Source organism: Chitinispirillales bacterium, from assembly GCA_031254455.1.
GTDB lineage: Bacteria > Fibrobacterota > Chitinivibrionia > Chitinivibrionales > Chitinivibrionaceae > WRFX01.
In genome coordinates this window covers 1-19561 of sequence record JAIRUI010000083.1, presented here as the reverse complement: position 1 = coordinate 19561, position 19561 = coordinate 1, and the positions used below count along the sequence as shown (strand labels likewise).

Annotated in this window: 15 protein-coding genes; 6 read left to right on the top strand and 9 right to left on the bottom strand. The window is 38.9% G+C overall.

Features of this window, described 5'->3' with window-relative positions; all coding sequences use genetic code 11:
• The coding region (locus LBH98_06190; GenBank protein ID MDR0304341.1) for a hypothetical protein at window positions 1-683 on the top strand (683 nt) is incomplete at its 5' end.
• Between the two features lie 93 nt (window positions 684-776).
• Window positions 777-4982: a hypothetical protein gene (locus LBH98_06185; protein ID MDR0304340.1), complete on the top strand. Its 4206-nt coding sequence runs from the start codon at window positions 777-779 to the stop codon at window positions 4980-4982.
• 54 nt (window positions 4983-5036) lie between these two features.
• On the opposite strand, the gene polA is transcribed toward LBH98_06185, so the two are convergent.
• Genes polA through LBH98_06165 form a run of 4 tightly spaced genes read right to left on the bottom strand, consistent with a single transcriptional unit; the run spans window position 5037 to window position 10608 of the window.
• Complete coding sequence (gene polA, locus LBH98_06180; protein MDR0304339.1) at window positions 5037-7718, bottom strand: DNA polymerase I; 2682 nt, start codon at window positions 7716-7718, stop codon at window positions 5037-5039.
• Window positions 7715-8674 (bottom strand): ACP S-malonyltransferase, encoded by a 960-nt coding sequence (locus LBH98_06175; GenBank protein ID MDR0304338.1) that lies wholly within the window; start codon window positions 8672-8674, stop codon window positions 7715-7717. Before LBH98_06175 ends, polA begins: the two co-directional genes overlap by 4 nt.
• A complete protein-coding gene (locus LBH98_06170; GenBank protein ID MDR0304337.1) occupies window positions 8674-9636 on the bottom strand; it encodes a phosphoribosylaminoimidazolesuccinocarboxamide synthase in 963 nt (320 codons plus the stop codon). The genes LBH98_06175 and LBH98_06170 overlap by 1 nt, the downstream gene beginning before the upstream one ends.
• A 54-nt stretch (window positions 9637-9690) precedes the next feature.
• Window positions 9691-10608 carry a hypothetical protein gene (locus LBH98_06165; GenBank protein ID MDR0304336.1) on the bottom strand — a complete coding sequence of 306 codons (918 nt, stop codon included), beginning with the start codon at window positions 10606-10608 and terminating at the stop codon, window positions 9691-9693.
• A gap of 107 nt (window positions 10609-10715) precedes the next feature.
• Here LBH98_06165 and fliD point away from each other — a divergent pair, with 107 nt between their 5' ends.
• The 3 genes from fliD to LBH98_06150 all read left to right on the top strand — a co-directional run bounded on the left by fliD (window position 10716) and on the right by LBH98_06150 (window position 13514).
• Complete coding sequence (gene fliD, locus LBH98_06160; GenBank protein ID MDR0304335.1) at window positions 10716-12650, top strand: flagellar filament capping protein FliD; 1935 nt, start codon at window positions 10716-10718, stop codon at window positions 12648-12650.
• A 67-nt stretch (window positions 12651-12717) separates the two neighbouring features.
• Entirely contained in the window at window positions 12718-13140 is a 423-nt protein-coding gene (gene fliS / locus LBH98_06155; protein ID MDR0304334.1) for a flagellar export chaperone FliS, read from the top strand.
• Window positions 13140-13514, top strand: coding sequence for a hypothetical protein (locus tag LBH98_06150; protein ID MDR0304333.1), 375 nt, complete (start codon window positions 13140-13142; stop codon window positions 13512-13514). Before fliS ends, LBH98_06150 begins: the two co-directional genes overlap by 1 nt.
• 7 nt (window positions 13515-13521) lie before the next feature.
• On the opposite strand, the gene mtnP is transcribed toward LBH98_06150, so the two are convergent.
• From mtnP to LBH98_06130, 4 genes are read right to left on the bottom strand one after another with little or no spacing between them, the layout of a single operon-like run.
• A complete protein-coding gene (gene mtnP / locus LBH98_06145) occupies window positions 13522-14271 on the bottom strand; it encodes an S-methyl-5'-thioadenosine phosphorylase (protein MDR0304332.1) in 750 nt (249 codons plus the stop codon).
• A 16-nt stretch (window positions 14272-14287) separates the two neighbouring features.
• A complete protein-coding gene (locus LBH98_06140; protein ID MDR0304331.1) occupies window positions 14288-15034 on the bottom strand; it encodes a hypothetical protein in 747 nt (248 codons plus the stop codon).
• A complete protein-coding gene (locus tag LBH98_06135; GenBank protein MDR0304330.1) occupies window positions 15031-16803 on the bottom strand; it encodes a BatD family protein in 1773 nt (590 codons plus the stop codon). Before LBH98_06135 ends, LBH98_06140 begins: the two co-directional genes overlap by 4 nt.
• Window positions 16804-16810: 7 nt before the next feature.
• Window positions 16811-17596: a hypothetical protein gene (locus LBH98_06130; GenBank protein MDR0304329.1), complete on the bottom strand. Its 786-nt coding sequence runs from the start codon at window positions 17594-17596 to the stop codon at window positions 16811-16813.
• A 109-nt stretch (window positions 17597-17705) separates the two neighbouring features.
• Between LBH98_06130 and ribD the strand changes: the two genes are divergently transcribed.
• Window positions 17706-18791 (top strand): bifunctional diaminohydroxyphosphoribosylaminopyrimidine deaminase/5-amino-6-(5-phosphoribosylamino)uracil reductase RibD, encoded by a 1086-nt coding sequence (ribD, locus tag LBH98_06125; protein ID MDR0304328.1) that lies wholly within the window; start codon window positions 17706-17708, stop codon window positions 18789-18791.
• 50 nt (window positions 18792-18841) lie between these two features.
• Here ribD and LBH98_06120 read toward each other — a convergent pair whose 3' ends face one another.
• Complete coding sequence (locus LBH98_06120; GenBank protein MDR0304327.1) at window positions 18842-19558, bottom strand: methyl-accepting chemotaxis protein; 717 nt, start codon at window positions 19556-19558, stop codon at window positions 18842-18844.
• Between the last annotated feature and the right edge of the window lie 3 nt (window positions 19559-19561).

Here is a 19561-nt window from a genome sequence, read left to right as displayed (position 1 = left end):
AAATTCAAAAAGAATATTCGGATTTTTTAAAAAAACGGGCGGATTCGCTTTTTTCTACGGTGAAAAAGATAGGCGAGCTTAAGTATATCCGCCAGAACTGGTTTCAGCCGGCGACCGCTTCCGGCGTTTCGTTTTATTTTGAAACGGGCGTTTCTTTGAATTTGGATTCAAAATCGTCGCTCAATATCGGCGCAGGATATTCTTTTAATCGAATGAAATCCATTTACAAAATAGAAAATAGTTTTGACAGCATACAAATATTAAAAACGGTTTCGCGTCTTTCAAACAACTCGTTTTCGCTTTCGGCGGATTATAAAATCGGCTTTGATTCCTCATACTTTAGTATCAAAGGAGTGGATAAGGCGGGATTTATCGGCGGCGCGGCGTTTGTTTTGTCAAGATATTCGGAGCGTGATACGATATATTCGGAATTTGTTCAATTTTCAAACAAACGCTATGAAAAATATGACGGATTGGGCGGCAGTGTAAAAACCGGATTGTTTGCGCAAAAAAATATCGGGAAGAGTTCGATATTTGAGTATTCTATAGGGTATATGTTTATCGCGGTAAACGGTTATGACGGGTTTTGGCAAAGGGAATTTTACGGAAACAATTCCGATAACGACGGGAAAATTTTGTCGATTTCCAATTTATTTATCTTGTCGTTTTCATTAATTTTTTAAAAAGTTATAATTTTTTCGGAAAATTATAACTTTTGTGATTATATTTGTTATAGATGTAAAATACTAATGTAATTGTCAAACTGTGAGGTAATTATGAAAAAATTTAAACTGTGCCCCCCCCCCCCAGTAATTCTGTTTGTTCTTTTAACGAGCGTTGGTTTGATTTTCGGGCAAAATCAACAATTTATGCCTATAGGGAATGACCATCTTAATCCTGATTTAGATGGAAGTTTGATGCTGCATTCGGTTTATGCCGATAGTGTTTATCGTGTAGACAATGTTTGCCGTACACCGTTAAACGGTATTGTAGGGACAGCTGGAACAATTGATAACAGCAGAGGTTGCTCGTGGTATTATGTTCAAACGGCACAAGGCGCATATTTTAGAAATGTCGGTAAAGAAATTAAAGTTGCAAATGGTTCTCGGCTTGTATATAATAATCATACGGCTTGTACTGCTCCTGCAGCTGGATATGTAAGTAATACCGATTCTCCGGATTGGGCTCAAAACTTAACAGGTGTAGTTAGGCAAGAAAGTGCATCTCTTTATGCTTTGACAAACGGTGTTCCTACATCAAGACCGAAATTTCCCAATGTTGAAAATATGAGTTTTTCGGGTTTGATACAGAATCCTACCATCACTAACAATCACATTTTGAAACCCGGGCATTTTATTAATAATTTAACGATACCCGAAGGATTTAATGTGTATATGGAGCCGGGAGTATATTATTTTGACGGAAATATACAAATTTCTCCTAATGCTAAATTATTGATAAAACCTGATGCTTCCAATAATTACAAAACTACTATATATATTAAAGGTCAATTTAAATTAGATGCCGGTACAAACGGTGTAAAAGTAGGCGGAACTTTTGCACCAGAAGGTTTTCAGAATTGTACAATACCGAAAGAAGCTGAAGGACAAATTTTAGTTATTTCATTAAACAAAGGAATTACCGGCTATCAAGACGATGAATATAAGAATGTTAAATCCGCAATCGCTTTCGGTTCTAATTCTACAACAGCTGTAGGGACTTTCATTGCTCCATATGGAGAATTTTACGTGATGTCCGGTGGAACCGTTATCGGTCAAGTGTTAGCGAAGAATGTTTTTTTCTGTTGGGCTTACGGCGCAGCCACTCATAGCGGAGTTTCTCGAGTTTGCAGTACGGGAGACATTTTTATTTTTGTTCCGTACGATCCGGCTACTATTACGATAAACGCACAAGATCAAACGTTTCCGGAAGATAAATATTGGAATTGGGAAACGACCGGATGGAATAAACCGCAAACTTGCGACGAGCCGAAGTATTTTAATCCCGCCGGATTTCCAAATAATAAAATTATAGACAATAATTACAAGTGGTCGGCGACAAAAAACCGCGACTACGATACGGCCATAGTAATTGAACTTAGCGAAATGTTGCCGGCGGGTGCAAAATTGTCGTTTACTTATGAAATAACAGAAACAAACGGTAAAGTCGGGATGACTCCGTTGCCGTTTTCGTCAAATCATCCTCGAGACAGACAGGTGTATGTGAAGACGTTTAGCGAAACGTTAAGTTTTGAAGGGAATACGACTACTCTCAGAATTCCGTTGGGAATAGTGGACATCGGCGACAATAAAGGTGCGGCAACGTTCAAGATAGAATTTAAAAACCTGAACAAAGTCGGTGATATCGAAACCTCGCTTCCCGCTCCTATTACGATAACAATATTGTCGGACGATCCGGACTTAACAGAATTTACACCGCAATTTACTCAGGAAAGAGTAATTGAGTATTATCAGGGCAACATATATAAAAAAGTCGGAACTTTGTCTGTCGGTAACGACCCCTGCAATACTGTTTCATTTGAATATTTGAGTGCACAAGATTTGTCTGGAAAAGATATAAGCGATTGGTTTTCTCTTGCGTACAATAATTGCGGCAGCAGTTGTGTAGTTAATGAAATAATGACAACCGGCGAATACAGAGCCGACTACGAGAATGTTAATCAGCAAAAGGTAAAAATCAAAGCGATAGCGATAAACAAAAACATTAAAAGCGATCCCGTAGAATTTATAATAGATATAAGTCCGTGGAACGATAATCCTTTTAGACCGCAGGACGATTTGGAAAGTGTCGAGGAGGGTGATTTTGTCATGATAGACGTTTTGGGAAACGACAAAATTGATGATGACCTGCCTAAAGCTGCGAACAGGCAAAAAATAATCGGTCTTACTACGGATAACAGGATTCCTCTCACGCAAAAAAACGCTAACCCTGATCGCGATCAATCGATTACTACCGCTTTGGGCGCGATCGTCACTATAGAAAACGGCATGGTAAAATATGATATTAGTCATATTACCGATAGAATTGCCGCATTTCAAGACGTTTTTTACTACACGGCGTTAGACACGGCGGAATACAAAGACCATAAAGGAGAATCGTACGAAACGGACGTTTGGGTTAAGTCGGTGAAAGTTACTATTTACATAGATGCGGATATTCCGATAGCGCGTGATTATCATTATTATGACAGTAAAGGCGCAGGAACGGTCGATAGCGTAGTTATTCAATTCGATAAAGTTTTTGACATAGACCAAACGGATCTTGTTATTGATTTTGCGGGCAAGAACTTTGATCCTACCGATGTTCGATTGTGGGCGTATGGGAAAACGGAAACCGGCGACGACGATAGTATGGTGTACGTTATTTTGTTGGATAACGCGCCGAAAGACGTAACAAGCGGAGACATGAATATTCTTGTAATTCATGACGGGTTTACTGACGACAACGGGAACAGCGCTACACAGCCTATCTCTGTAAAAGACAGAGCGGCGCCCGTAGTCGTGTCCGCCGGTTGTATTAAATCCCTTGCCGGCGATAACGATACGCTTATTGTAACGTTGAGTGAAAATGTCGATGTCGGCGTAAATAACGAAAACATACCGTTTAAATTTTTTGCTCTTGACGGCGGACGTTTATATGACATTATATTTGACGATATTAAAATCGACGGTACGGTATGTACGTTTGTAGTAAATAACGAATATAGCGGAAAAATTAATGAAGGCGATTCGATTTTCATAAATTATTCCGCCGACGTTGTCGTAAAGGATGTTCCGTTTGGCAACGAACAATTGATTCGTGATAATAAACGCGTTGAAATCAAACAGAAAAAATCTACGAGAATAATTTCGGCCGCCTTCTTTGACAGAAAAGATGTTCGTGACGGATACGTTAATGTAATAGAAGTTAATTTGGGGACGCGGGTTTCGCAGGAATTTGCCGAAAGAATAATTGACGCGCTTGTCCCGTCTTCGACACGTCTGTTTACGAAAGGCGGCGTTATAGCGATTACGGACGACGGTTTTGAATTTAGCGTAACGGAGTATGCGGCGCAAGAAGCGGCGAAAGGCAATAGAGACGAACATCTTCCCAGAACCGGTATCGGCGACGATGAAATTCTTTCGCTTGAAGACGTTATTACGGACGGCTTGATTACCGTTAATAAAAGCGCCGTTAAACCGGCGGACAGAATCGCTCCTGTAATTTTGGAGGCGTGGTATAATGTAGATAAAGATACTGTTTTGGAGGTTATATTCAGCGAAGATGTCCGGTTACAAGACGGTTTTAAGCCATACGGTTTTTGGCAAAAATCATCAGGTAAAGAGTTTGGAATGACATTCGGTTCGTCTCCGAAAAAAGAAAAAAATAACGAATGGCGCTATAAGGTGAATTCCGTAACTATTGCGTATCCTAATGACGGCGACAGCATTTGGATATTAAACGGCGGTTCGGTGTTTGACGTATCTGACGGTAATAACGAGCAAAAATTGACTACTATGGCGCCGTTGCGTTTGAAACGTCCGTATGATATGGATATTCAATTACATATCGTTCCTCAGCCGTTGCGTTTGTCTAAAAACGGCGGTAAAGGAGCTTATGAATCCAATGAATTAGACGGAGAAATGTCGGAATTTTATAATATAGCGCCGGGAAGTAAAGGTGTCGCGATAATTCTTGAAATGAAAGGGTGCGTATCGAATTTGAATACGCAAAGAGGCGTTGTAAGGATTGTAGATCAGACTGGTAACACGGTAAGCGACGATATACCTATGAAGTTTGATATAACAAAGAACGGTTCGGTTGCCGGCGTCTGCGTTTGGGACGGTAAAAACAATCGTGGCAGGACGGTTGGCGCGGCGTCTTATTTAGCGTTGGTTGAGGCTGAAGTGGATTTTGACGATCGTCCTTCTAAAGAAAAGCGGCAATATCGCAAAACTATTGCGGTGACGTTTAAAAAGTAAGAATAGAACTTTTGTTTACTTTTAAAGGCGATTCCTTTCGGGGAATCGCCTTTTTTAATGCGCGTCGGCCCAATTTTGCGCGGTTCCGATTTCAACGCACAGCGGAACAGATAATTTTACGGCGTTGGACATCTCTTCAGAAAGTATTTTTTTTGCAATTTCCACATTGTTTTTCGGGACTTCGGCGACTATTTCGTCATGAACCTGCAAAATCATTTTCATAGAGGCGTTTTCGGCTTTAATTCTTCTGTCGATATTTATCATGGCGATTTTTACGATATCGGCGGCGCTTCCCTGAACCGGTGCGTTTACGGCGATTCGCATCGCATTTTCTTTTTGAATATGATTTTCGGAAACAATCGCCGGAAGCGGCATTTTTCGTCCGAAAAGCGTTTTTGTGTATTTGTTGTTTTGAGCGGTTATTTTGAAATTTTCAATGCAATTTTTGATTGTCGGAAATTGAGCGAAATAATTTTCTATAAAATTTCTCGCTTCTGAAAACGAAATTCCCAAATTTTCCGCAAGCGAATGCGCTCCCATTCCGTACATAAGTCCGAAATTTATGGTTTTCGCCATTCGCCGCATATTATCGTCAACCGCGTCAGGCGAAACGCCAAAACATTTCGCCGCCGTTTGTTTGTGGATGTCGATTCCTTTTTTGAACGCCGAAATAAGCGTTTCGTCGTTTGAAAAATGCGCCAAAAGTCGTAATTCAATTTGCGAATAGTCGGCGGAAAGCAGTACATTTTCTTTATCGGCGATAAATCCCGAACGAATGACTTTTCCTTCTTCCGTACGAATGGGAATATTCTGTAAATTCGGATCGCTTGAAGAAAGTCGTCCGGTAGAAGTTCCTGTTTGATTAAACGATGTGTGCAGGCGGTTTGTTTTTTTGTTTATTTTTGCCGGAAGCGCCGAAATGTAAGTCGAAAGCAGTTTTTGTTTTTCACGGTATTCCAAAATTTTCGGGACGATAGGATGGATATTCTTTATTTTTTCCAAAACTTCCGCATCGGTAGAAAATCCGGTTTGTGTTTTTTTAAGCGGATGAATTTTAAGCTTTTCAAATAAAATATCGGCAAGTTGTTTCGGCGAATTTATGTTAAAATTTTCGTTCGCAAGCGAATAAATTTCTTGGGTGATCTCCGATAATTTTTTGTTGTACCGTATTGATAACTCATAAAACAATTTCGTGTCAATCAGAACTCCTTCGTATTCCATATCCGCTAAAATCCGTAAAATCGGCATTTCAACGTTTTCAAAAAGCGCTCTTGATTCGTCGTCAAACTGGTTTTCAAAAATTTTTTTGAGTTTTATCGGCAAAATCACGTCTTCGGCGACGTATTCCAAAACGTCTGCGATATTGCTGTGCGCAAACGAAATCTGTTTGCTCCCTTTTCCTATGATTTGTGAAATCGAAATAGAGTAATATCCCAGATATTTTTGTGCGAGCACTTCTAAATTAAACTTTTGTGTGGAATCCAAAACATACGCGGCAAGAATCGTATCGAACGAAATTCCTGTTGTCGAAATTCCATAATTTCTAAGAATTTGATAATCAAATTTTAAATTTTGTCCGATTTTTTTTATGCTTTCGTCTTCTAAAATCGGCTTAATTTTTTGCACCGCTTTTTCAAGCGGATAGTTTTGTGTAACAAGCGACGAATGTCCAAGCGGAATGTAAAACGCTTCGTTTTCGTCAACCGCAAACGAAATTCCGACGATTTGCGCCGAATGAATGTCTAAGCCCGTCGTTTCGGTATCGACTGAGACGAATTTGGATTTCTGGATTAAATTTATCAATTCGTCAAATTTTTCATCGGAAATTATCACTTTCGCTTTGATTTTCTCGTTTTCGGCGCTTATTTGCGTTTTCTCAAAATTAAAAATTTTTAGGAAATGTTCAAACTCCAATTCCTTGAAAATTTGCGTAATTCTTTCGGTGTCGATTTGTTTTCTGTCAAAAGAATTTTCATTCAAATCTATAGGAACGTCCGCAAGTGCGGTTAATTCGTAAGACAGTTCTAAGATTTTGCGATTGTTTTTTACCGTTTCCTCATATTTTTCATTTCCCGCTAAAGACGGATTTTCCAAAAGGTTTTTAACCGAACCTGCCGAATTTATAATTTTTTGCGCAGATTTCGGACCAATTCCGTAAAGTCCCGGAATATTGTCGGAAGCGTCGCCCATAAGTGCGAGAAAATCGTGGATTTTTTGGGGTTCTACGCCGAATTTTTCAATAACTTCGATTTGCGAAATTTCTGCAAATTTTGAATTTGCAGAAGGCGACAGTAAGTGAATGTTATCGTTTACTAATTGCATTAAATCTTTATCTGATGAAACGATCTTGGCGCAGATTTGGTTTTTGTCGGCAAATTTTGCTATGGTGTTTATCACATCGTCCGCCTCAAATCCTTCAATCGAAAAAAGCGGAAATCCTAAAAGATTTACAATTTCGACAATTATTGGGATTTGACTTTTAAGTTCGTCCGGCATCGGCTTTCTATTCGCCTTGTAATCCGGAAAAATTCGGCTTCTAAACGATTTTTCTTTGGGATCCATAACAACGACAATAGAATCTGCGGCGAACATCGATTCCAGTTTGAAAATGTATGAAAGAAATCCGAATATTGCAGAAGTTACTTGATTTTTTTTCGTAATCAGCGGGTTTTTCATCATAGCGTAATGCGATCGGTAAATTAACGCGTGTCCGTCGATAACTATGATGTTTTTCATATTTCGCCCGCAATTTTCCCTTTGATTGTTTTCGCTTCTTCTACGGATGAGACAGAACCGTGAAAATCGGTGGATTTTATTATTTTATTCGCCCGCATAAGTCCCGCCAAAATTTTTCCCGGTCCCACTTCGATAATTGCCGAAAATTTCATGTTTTTTATGTATTCGCATGATTCTCGCCAACGAACCGGTTTTACGAATTGATCTGTTATCAACTCGCGAATTTTTTCAGGATTATTTTCCTCTTTTGCCGTTTGATTCATCACAAATTTGCATTTGGGCGGCAAAATTTCTTTATCTTTTACCCATTCTGAAAACACTTGTTTCGCATGTTGGATAAACGGTGTGTGCCAAGGTCCGGCTACGGCGATTCGTTTGGTTTTTACCCGCATTTTTTGCTCGATATATTTCTCGAATTTTGACAAATCATCTGATTTTCCGCTGACAACGGCTTGAGTCGGAGCGTTGTCGTTCGCCACAAAAATCGTATTCTGTAAATCCATTTCTTCGATTATTTTTTGGCAGTCCCCGCCGCTTGCAAGAAGCACGGCGGTCATAGTTCCTCCGCCGCATAATTTTGCGCTTTCATCCATAAGTTTTCCGCGAAAAGCCGCAAATTCTACGGCTTTCTGAAAAGACAGCGAGCCTGCTACGCCCAACGCGGTAATTTCGCCAAGCGAGTGTCCCATCACCATAGACGGAGAAATTCCTTCGTCTTCAAGGATTTTCACAAAAGAAAGCGAAACCGCGGCTATAGTCGGCTGTAAAATTTTAGAATCGTTAAATTCCGAACTCTCATCGCCAAAAATTACTTTTTGCAAATTTTTCTTAATCGTTTCAGAACCGATTTCCAATAGTTCTCTGAAAAGAACGTTACCGCTGTTTTGCAAATCCGCACCCATCCCGAAAAAATGACTTCCCTGCCCGGGTAATTGAAAAAGAATTTCCCGCGTCATTAAATCTCCGACAAATTTTTCTTTAACCGCTCTTCAATTGATTGTGAATCGTCAATCAAAAATTCTTTTGCGGTAATCGTTTCATAGAGTAAAATGTAGCGATAACTTAGTTCCGCGACTAAATCGTCCGGCGCTAGAGGGAGAACTTTGTCGTTGTACGGGTCGCAATGATCTTTGAACCATAAACGCAAAAATTCTTTGTCTATATTTTCCGGATCTTTGTTTTGTGAAAATCTTTCTTCGTAAGAGTCTGCCATCCAATAACGCGAACTGTCCGGCGTATGAATTTCGTCGATAAGAACGATTTCGCCGTTTGAATTTTCACCCAATTCGTATTTGGTATCGACTAAAATAAGTCCGTGTTTTGCGGCGATTTCCTGCCCTCTTTCGAAAAGAGCGAACACGATTTTTGACAACTTTTCCCATTTCTCTGCGGAAATTATTCCTTTTTCAACGATTTCTTGTGCGGAAATATTTTCATCGTGCGTATCGTCTTTTGTTGTCGGCGTCAAAATATTTTCTTTAAATTTCTGGTTTTTCACCATTCCGTCGGGAAGAATGTTACCGCAAATATTTCGTTTCCCGTCTTTGTATTGCGTCCAAGCCGACGTGCTGGTCGAGCCTGTTAAATATCCGCGCATAACAAACTCAATCGGGAAAACCTTGCACTTTTCGGCAAGAGTTGCGTTTGGATCCGGAATTGAAATAACGTGATTTTTAACTATGTCTTTAGTTTGTTCAAACCACCAGGCGCTTACCTGATTAAGTACCTGCCCTTTGAAAGGAACCTGCGCCAAAATTCTGTCGAAAGCCGACTGTCTGTCGGTTGTTACGAGCAGCAATTTGTCTCCCAAGTCAAATTGGTCGCGGACTTTTCCCGCTTTGCGATTAGGCAAATCTAAAAAAGCGGTATCGCTTACGCAATTTTTAATATTGGCAAGAATTTTTTCTTTTGAAATCATAAATTTCTCCTTTTGAACTGTAAAATACATTATTTCGCAGCGCTTGTACGGCGATTATTTCTTTGATCGGTCTTTTACGAGGCGCAAACGCAGTTTCAAAGCGTTGTTGTAAATATTATTAATTTCGTACCGCAAATCTGATATTTTTTGGTTTATAGAGTTCATATTGATAGTGTCGATAGCTAAAACGAAATTTTTCGCATCGTTTATAGTGTTTTCAATTTCGCAAATTTTTGTGAGAAGCGTATCGCAGTCATCTATTACGGTATCGATGTTTTTAATAATGTCAAGTAGTTTTTCTCTAAGATATGTTAAATTTGAGTCAAAATCTTCACTAAAATCATATGTTTTTTTGATAATTTCTGGAATATCCTTATCCCATGAAATCATTATTTTTTGTGTCGCATACGAAAATTTATCTATATTATTTTCTGCATTATTTACCCATTCTATTATTGATTTTGAACTGTCGGTTCCATGCGAAATTTTATAAACAAAATCAATACACGCATCAAGTAAATCGCGAAGATCTTGAATTTTTCCCAACATGTCGGATATGCCCGGATAATATTTCCCTTTTAACGTATCTGCGGGACTTATTACAGGAGCGTCTTGCGGTCCGTTTTCAATACAAACGACTCGTTCCCCCATGATTCCGACATCGCCTATGAATAAGTTGTACCCTTCATGAACGGTTACGGGAGATTTCAGATTTATCGTAAGTACGGTACGATTCGGTTCGTTTGACGTAATGCCTTTAATAATACCGACTTTGTTCCCGTTAACGGTAAACGGATCGTCAAATTTCAAATCGCCGATATACGGAAATTCACAGTAGATTACACCGACTTTTTGATAGTGAGAATATAAAAATACGGCAAACATTGATAAAAATCCAAAGATTGTAAATAGAATAATCAAATACCCTACGATCATGTATGTTTTGGTATTTTCTTCTTTTTCTTCTTCCATAATTAATCCATAATTTATTTTTAGTTAAAGTTTTTGTAATGACTGCCGATATAATTGATATAAAATAATTCATTCCAGAATTAAAAAGGGGAAACAAGGAGGGTATTATGGGCGTAACTATGACAGGGTCTTCCGGTATAGACGTAGCGGGTATTATTTCACAACTTACGGCGTTAAAACAAATGGAAGTTACCAGAATTCAAGAAAAAAAGACGGCGGCTAACAAGCAAATTGACGCCTATACTAAACTTGGTTCGTATTTGAGCGACTTTATGAACAAGGCGTCGTCGATTAAAACCAAAAATGATTTTAATATATTCAAAACTTCAAGTACAAATTCGGACGCTGTCGGTGTTACAACTTCGTATGGCGCACAAGCCGGAAAGTTTGGCGTAAACGTATATCAACTCGCCGAGAGCGAAAAATTGATAAGTAACGATAATATGATTTCCGATGCTAATACTTCGCTTTCGTCATTTGGGATCGCTCCCGGAAAATTCAAGATAAACGGAACCGAGATAGAACTTTTGGCAAGCGATACGCTTAATGATTTAAGGGCTAAAATAAACAACGCGACCGACGAGAACGGAAAAAAAATCGGCGTTTCCGCTACAATTCTCCAAACCGGCTCCAATGATTTTCGTTTGGTTTTATCAAACGAAGAGAGCGGCTCCAAAGGTGCGGAATATGAAGGCGATGTTTTGGAAGCGCTTGGGTTTATCGACGCAGCCGGAAACAAAGGAATAGCCTATGAAACATACAAATCCGATAACGATATCGCTTCGCAATTTGCAGCGCTTGCGACAGGCGGGAAAATCACGATAACCGCAAAAGACGCAAATGGAAAAGATATCAATGCGACGATAGTAAAAACTTCTTCTACGATGTCGCAAGGCGATTTGTTGAAAGAAATTGAAAATGCGTTCAAAGGGTCTGTAAAGGCGGAGTTTGGCGCAGACGGGAAATTAGAAATTAAAGACAGGAACGGCGGCGCTTCAAGTTTGGTTGTCGAAGATATAAAAATAGGAGCGACTTCCAATTCGTTTAGTAATACGGAAGTCGGGTATAAAAGCGGCAACGTTCTTTCTATCGGAAAAGACGCTTTATTCAGTATTGATAACGTGTTAATGACTTCAACTAAAAACTCCATTACCGGCGCGGTTTCAGGGGTTGACTTTGAGTTAAAAAAAGTAACCGACAGCGCAGCGGAAATATCCATCGGACGAGATGAAGACGGGGTTATTAAGAAAGTTCAAGATATGATTGAAATGTATAATTTCCTTCTTAAATTTTCTAAAGAACAAACTAAATATGATACTTCGGGCGATGTTCCGGTAAAAGGCGATTTATTTGGAGATTCTAGCGTTAAAACGATTATGTCCAGCATACAAAGTATTTTTCAGAGTAAAATGTCTTTATCGGATAACAGCGTATTTTCTTCTTTGTCTCAGGTGGGAGTGAAAATAAACGCTAAAACAGGCGAATTTGAGATAGACGATAAAAAAATGAAAGAGGCAATGGAGAAAGATTACGACGCATTTGTTTCTCTGTTTGTTACGAAAGCGGATTCCAGCAATACTTCAATTCAATTCGGTAGAAGTTCTAACGATACGCAAGAAGGCGAATACGAGTTGAGAGAGGTCGGCGGAACTTTTGAAATAAGAAAAAAAGGCGATACGAATTGGATTGTCGGGAAAAGAAGCGGCGACATCGTTTCGTTTGACAGCGGTCCGGCAAAAGGCTTAATGATAACCGCGGCTGTCGGAAGTGGTGACGGAACTCTTACTTTCTCAAAAGGGCTTGCCGGAAAAATAGATGAAAAAATGAAGCAGTTGACCGATTATGAAAACGGCGTTGTAAATAAAAAGAAAGAAACGCTTAACGATAGAATAAGAACTATTAATTCTCAAATTGAAGTGACGCAACGCAGAGTTGATGCGTACAGAGATAGATTGGTAAAACAATTTGCAGCGATGGAAAATACGATTAAAATGTTGCAGAGTCAACAGTCTGCTATGTTTTCACAATTAGGGTCTTTTTAATTTGCATAAAATCGTAGCATTTATGTATTTTATGCAAATTGGAGATTTATGTTTTTAATATGCTTAAATGGAGCGTTTTTATATGAATCAAGGATATAATGCTTACAAGACGGCAAACATTGATACGGCCGACAAAGGCAAATTGTTGATAATCTGTTACGATGTCGCTATAAAACACGGCGGGATTGTAGCCGAAATGCCTTCGGATTACAAAAATATCGAAGAGAGAAATAAGCATCTTTATAAGATGAACGACGCGATTTCGGAATTGATTTCCGCTTTGAATTTTGACGCAGGCGACGGCAGTATCGCACGTGATCTTTATCGTCTCTACGAATATATGCAGTATCAAATAAATCAGTCGATTGTCCATGTAGATTCGCAGCCGATTCGTGAAATACTGGGATACTTGACGGAACTTCGCGATGCGTGGAAAATTGCGGCGCAAAATGTTAGGATAGCGGCGTCAGGGAGTTATACGGCCGTTTAATGAGTGAAGAAACTATATATACCACTAAAATTCAAGCTCTTGAAAAAATTCAAGATTTGTACTTAGAGATATCTCGAATTACCTCGCAAATGAATTTTAATCGCGACGATTACGAACAGATCGCCGAACAAAGAGAAAAATTGTTGGTTGAGATATCTCATTTGCAAAAACGAAAAGATACGCTTCCGCCGGGAACCGATTCCAATCGGATATCTGAATATGAACAAAGAATAAAATCAATTATTATGTCTATAGTTACAGACACTTCCTTGCTTTTGGAAAAATCAGAAAAATTACACGCTTCCATGAAAGAAGAAATGGCGAAAATTTCTACTGCAAACAAAGCGGCTAAAGGCTACGCCGCTCAAAAATAAAATATAGTTATTGAATAATCGGAATTACCGATTTAAGTAAAGTTGTAACCTTGTCCGCATTTGCGGCGAAAATTTTGCTGATCGCTTCCCACGAAACCGGTTCTTCGTCAATTTTCCAGCAGTCGTAATCCGTACTCATCGCTATCGCTGCATATGGAATTTGCGTTTCATTAGCCAAGATCGCCTCCGTCGCAATTGACATATTTATAATATCCGCTCCAAAAGAGCGAAACATATTTGATTCGGCGCGAGTTGAAAATCGCGGGCCTTCAATAGTGACAACCGTTCCTTGCGGATGAAATTTAAAGCCCAGATCCCGTGATTTTTTTATTAAAATATTTCGTAACTCTTCATTGAACGGCGTTGACATCGGACAGTGTTTAGGATTTCCGGCTTCGAATTTTTCATGAAAAGTTATTTTTCGTTGTTTTGTGAAATCGATAAACTGGTCTATAATAACCAAGTCGCCGCGCTCTATTTCTTCTTTGAGCGAACCGACTGCCGTAGTAGCCAATATATGCGTACATCCGCACCTTTTCAATGCGAAAATATTTGCTCGGTAATTCACGTTTGACGGTGTAATCGTATGTTCTCGACCGTGTCTGGCGATTAAAATGACTTTCGTATTATTTATAGTTCCGTGCTTAAGCGGCGACGAAGTCGCTCCGAAAGGCGTTGAAATCGCTTCATCTTTTGCATTTTTTAAAATATCGGGGTTGTCAAGTCCGCTTCCGCCGATAATTCCTACAACTGCCATATAAAATCTCCTCTTTTTAAATTATTTCCGCCGATTGTTTTTGAATCCATCCGCTTGCTCCGTTTTGAAGCGAGACAAAATACCAATTATCTACAATTTTTATGATATTTAAAACGGTTCCTTCATGAGCGGAGAAAATCGTCTTATCTCCGCGCGGCTCGTTTAGCGCAGAAACGGTTTTACTCAAAATTACACATCTAATTGTATTTTTTTGGTCAGTATATTTGATGCCTGCGGAAATTCCAAACATAGACATGGCTACAAATAGAATCAATATAACGTAAATCTTTGCAGTTCTTCGTTTTTGAGAAAAAAGCGTCAAAGCCATAAAAATCGTGATCAAGAATGACAAAATTATGATTATTATAATCTGCGTTTGCAGTGAAATAAAATTCTGAAATTTTTCAAAATTCTGCCGGAAAAAAGATAATTCCGGTTTTTCAAATTTATCAATTGTCTGTGTTCGCAAATAATCCAGGTTTGTTGATATATCTTTGTCGTCCGGAGATAGTAATTTGGCTCTTTCAAGATATAAAATCGCCGTTCCTATGTCGCCTTTTCTGTATGCGCAATTTGCAATATTGTATAAAATCGCGGAGTTTTTGCCATAATTTTCTAAAATATGCAGATACAAAACGCTTGCGGAGTCATATTCCTTTTCCTCATATAATTTATTCGCCTCGTTAAACAAATCGGTTTTATTAAAAGTTTGAGAACACACACACAATATTATAATCAATAAAAAAAGTACGACTTTTTTCATTTGAACTCCTTTTCAATGCTTTTCAACAAATCAATTCCGTTTTTTGCAAGATTATTTTGAGAATTTCCGGAGGCGTATCGGGAAATTTCGACATCTCTGAAATATTTGGTTAATTTTTCACGGACATTCGCACTGACGCTTCGGCTTTCAAGTAATTTTTCAATTTCGTCGTATTTCATCGAACCTGTTTCTTTACTTGTTTTGGCGCTTAAATATTTAATTATCGCCGCCATAGGGGAAATGTTCTCTTTGCCGTTCAAAATACGATTTAATTCGCGGACAGCCGTTGAAAAAGCCCTGCTTTTCTTTTCTTCGTTGATATTTTTTGGGAAAAGTATCGTTTTCAATTTAATTAAAATTAAAAACAACGACAATATCCACGCGGACGAGAATAATCCTAAAAGTAGTTTTTTGTCGATTTCATTTTGGTTTGCGTTGTTTTCCGAAAGGTTTGTTTTTATATAACGAATATCATTACCGAAAGTAGTAATCTCGCTTTGCGTTAAGTATCTTTTTGTTTGAGTTTGCTGCGAGTAATTTCCCGCACTCGCTTTAATTGTAAAATTTCCGGTAGAAGCGGTTTTGTATGCCGCGGAATTTGGATCAAACCAGATAATTTCTTTGCCGGGAATTTTAAACGTTCCTTCTTTTTTAGGAATAATCATCCATGAATATTGCTTTTTTGTATTAACTCCGGTTGAGGTCGTATCTTGCGAAATTTTTCTTTCCGGCGGAAATATGTCCAAATCGGGATTTTTATCTAATTCGATATCGCCCATTAATGCGGAAGACATTTTCCCGCTCATCGTAATGTTTAGCGTTATCGATTCTCCTGCCGGAACGGAATCTCTGCTTAACGAACCGCTTAATTTAACTGCGCCGATTATTCCTGTAAAATTTTTCGGCATCGGTTTTGGAAGATCGCTAATGTTGTAAGTAAGCGCAGGCGAAATCGCAGCCGCTTGTTTTTGACGTATGGAGGAAAAACCGAAAAATCCGTCGAACGGATCGCGTCCGCCGCCGCGTTCTTGGATAATATATACGATAGAAATCGACGGAATCGTAATTTTTCCCGTATCCAAAGGCACTAAGTTAAATACAAGGTCATACACTTGATGCGAAACTCCGTTTATAACTTCGTGTTTGTTTTCAGGTGAGTTTGACAGCGGTGTAAGCGTAAAATTTTGGGATAATTTATCTTGTAATATTTTTAAAAATCCTACATATCCGTCATTTGTAAGTTGTGCATTTGTGTTGGAACGAACCATGACTCGAACCGTTAACCGCGCTTGTTCTCCTTTGTAAATGGTACTTCTTTCACGTAGAAATTTTACACTTACCGGACTGTCTTCTTCTTTTTTCTCACCTATTTGAAACGTTATCCCGTTACTTGCAACTTGTCTGTTTTCAATTATTACCAATAACGGCGCAAGATTTATTGACGATTTTTGCGTATTGAATTGAATTTGGTATAAAAAACGTGTCGTTACGGTTTTGTCGCTTGTAGTTTTCCCGTTTATCATTGAAATGGAAGTGGACGACGATTGCGATTTATTTACCGATAAAACCGAATAATCCGAACTTTGTGGAAACTGCGGAATATCCGTTGAAACCGCCGCGTCGGTTAAAAGTTCCGCCATAATCGAAACAATATCTCCGTTTTGGATGTTTGTATTGTTTGTCGTCATTTTGAAACTTTTTACTTCAACGGCAAGAACAAAATTTATTAACAAAGAAATTATAGTAATTGTAATTTTCTGTATGTTCATAATTTTATTACCAATCTTTTCCGTTTACGGGAGAAACCGTTTTTCGCTCTTGCGGTTTGTTAAGTTCTTTCGCATCGTCCGAATAATGTTCAATCAAACGGACGGCGTCTTGAATTTGTTCGTCTTGTTCCTGTTCCTGTTCGTTTGTTTCGTTGTTTTGTTCGTTGTTTTGTTCGTTGTTTTGTTCGTTCTCTTGTTGATTTTGCTCTTGCTCTTGTTTATCGTCGTTATCGTCGTTTTTGTTATTATCGGTTTTGTCTTGTTCTTTATTTTGCTTATCGTCTTTATTTTTGTCGTTCTGATTATCTTGATTTTGTTGTTCTTGTTCTGGAAGCAGTTTTATCTTTTGAGATAAAATTTCAATATTATTTATAGTTTTTTTATCTTTTTTTAAATCAAGAGATTGCGCATAAAGCCGACGGGCGTTTTGATATGCTTTTTTGGCTTCTGCAACGTTGGGCTGCTGTTGATTGTTCATAGCGGCGTCACCGACGGCTTCGGCAATTCTTGCTCTTGTATAAAGGACTTCGGCGTTTTTTCCGTCTTTATCGAATTTGACTCCCGAAAGAATAACTTCCGCTTCTTCGGCGTTTCCACTGTATCCCAAACTGAGCCCTTTGTTGAATTTCGCTTCTTTACTCATAGGATATTTTTTTGCGGCGTCGTCAAAGTATTGCAACGCTTTTTCGTAGTCATTTTTTTTAAATGCCGAAATTCCTTTGTTTGTTAAATCGCGAAGTTCATCGCAAAAAGAAAATATGGAAAGGAACATAATAAAAACAATTATTTTCATTTTAATTTCCCAAATATTTTTTTACATTACACCGATTTTTTTTCGTTAAAATAATTTTTTTTGTTAAGCGATTGCAAATATTTTTTTACCAAATATTATTTTGGGCTATATGAATGAAGAATTTATGCAAATAGCGCTTGACTGTGCAAAATCGGTGAAAGGAAACGTCTCGCCTAACCCCGCCGTAGGAGCCGTTGTTATAAAAAACGGGCAAGTGGTCGGTAAAGGAGCTACTTCGCCTGTCGGCGGCAATCATGCCGAAATAAACGCTATAAATCAGGCGGGAGAATTATGCGGCGGTTCGGATTTGTTTGTATCGCTTGAACCGTGTTGTCATTTCGGAAGAACTCCGCCGTGTGTTGACGCTATAATAAAATCAAAATTTAAACAGGTTTTCATTTCATGTTTGGACCCAAATCCGCTTGTTGCCGGTAAGGGCGTACAAAAACTTCGCGAGTCGGGAATCGATGTTAATATCGGACTTTGCGAAACTGAAGCTAAACGTATTAATGAAGATTTTTTCTGGTTTATACAAAACCGAAAGCCGTTTGTTTCCGTAAAACTCGCAATGACGCTTGACAATAAAATTTCCGACGTTCATGGGAAGTCGCAATGGATTACAAATGAGAAATCGTTGAAATATGCGCATTTTCTTCGCTCGATTTCTTCGGCTGTCGCTGTCGGAAAGAATACGCTTATTGCCGATAATCCGAAATTAAACGTACGAAATATAGAAAATTCCAAAAATCCCGTGCGAATCGTTTTTTCATCGAACGCAGATGTCGGGGAAAACTCGTTTTTTAGGGAAAATGCAAAAAACCACCGTTCAATAATTGTACTTAATTCAAAAGAAAAATATATTGAAAAGAATAAAGACGGAGTCGAAATTTGGGCGACAGGGGAGAGCGATTATAAAAATTCGTTTTTATCGTTTTTGGAAACCGCAGGAAAGGAATTAATTGATTCTTTACTCATTGAAGGAGGAAGCAGGCTTGTCGAAACGGCAATGGATTGTAAATCCGTTAATCGTTTTTATTTGTTTTATGCGCCGAAAATTCTTGGCGGCGGTCGAGAAGGGTTGATTTTGAATAATTCGCCGTTGTCAATTGATTTTCCAATAAAATTAAATGAAATTGAATTACAAAATTTTGACGGCGATATTTTAATTAGCGGTTTGGCAAAATTTACACAATAAAAAACCGCCGTTTCGGTTTTTTGAAACGGCGGTTTCGGTTATTAAAGATTCTAGTAATTTCCGAAATCTTTATCGTCGTCAAACGGAATAAGCGTTTCCGGCTCATTTTTAGCCGCCGCAGATTTATGAGCGATTACCGCTACCGGTTTTGCGGCTTGCGACAAACCTCTTGACGCTCTTTTTACCGCTTTCATATGTATCGTAGTTCTGGCGTTAGAATATCTTTTGTGAGTACCTTTTTCCCAGGTATTTTTTTCATCCATACCTTCGACAACACCGACCAATTCACCGACCAAATCGTTCATTGTAACGGACTGAGAGCTCAATTCTTCCGAACTTGCAGCCAATTCTTCCGAACCGGCGGCGTTCGCCTGCGTTATCTGATCCATATTTCCAATCGCAGAATTAACTTGAGCGACTCCACGCGCCTGCTCTTCGGCGGCAGTCGTAATTTCATCCACTATCATCGCTATTTTGTTCGACACTTCGGTAATCTTCTCAATGGCTTCCGACGTTTCTTCCGCCAACCCCACACCTCTGGAACTGCTTGCCTGAGAACTTTCGATAAGCTGCGCCGTCTTCTTTGCGCTTTCGGCGCTTCTTTGAGCGAGATTTCTCACTTCTTCCGCAACTACCGCAAACCCTTTACCTGCTTCACCCGCTCTTGCCGCTTCTACGGCGGCGTTAAGAGCCAAAAGATTCGTCTGGAAAGCGATTTCGTCAATATCTTTAAGAATCTTTGCCGTTTCGTTACTTGAATTTTGAATTTC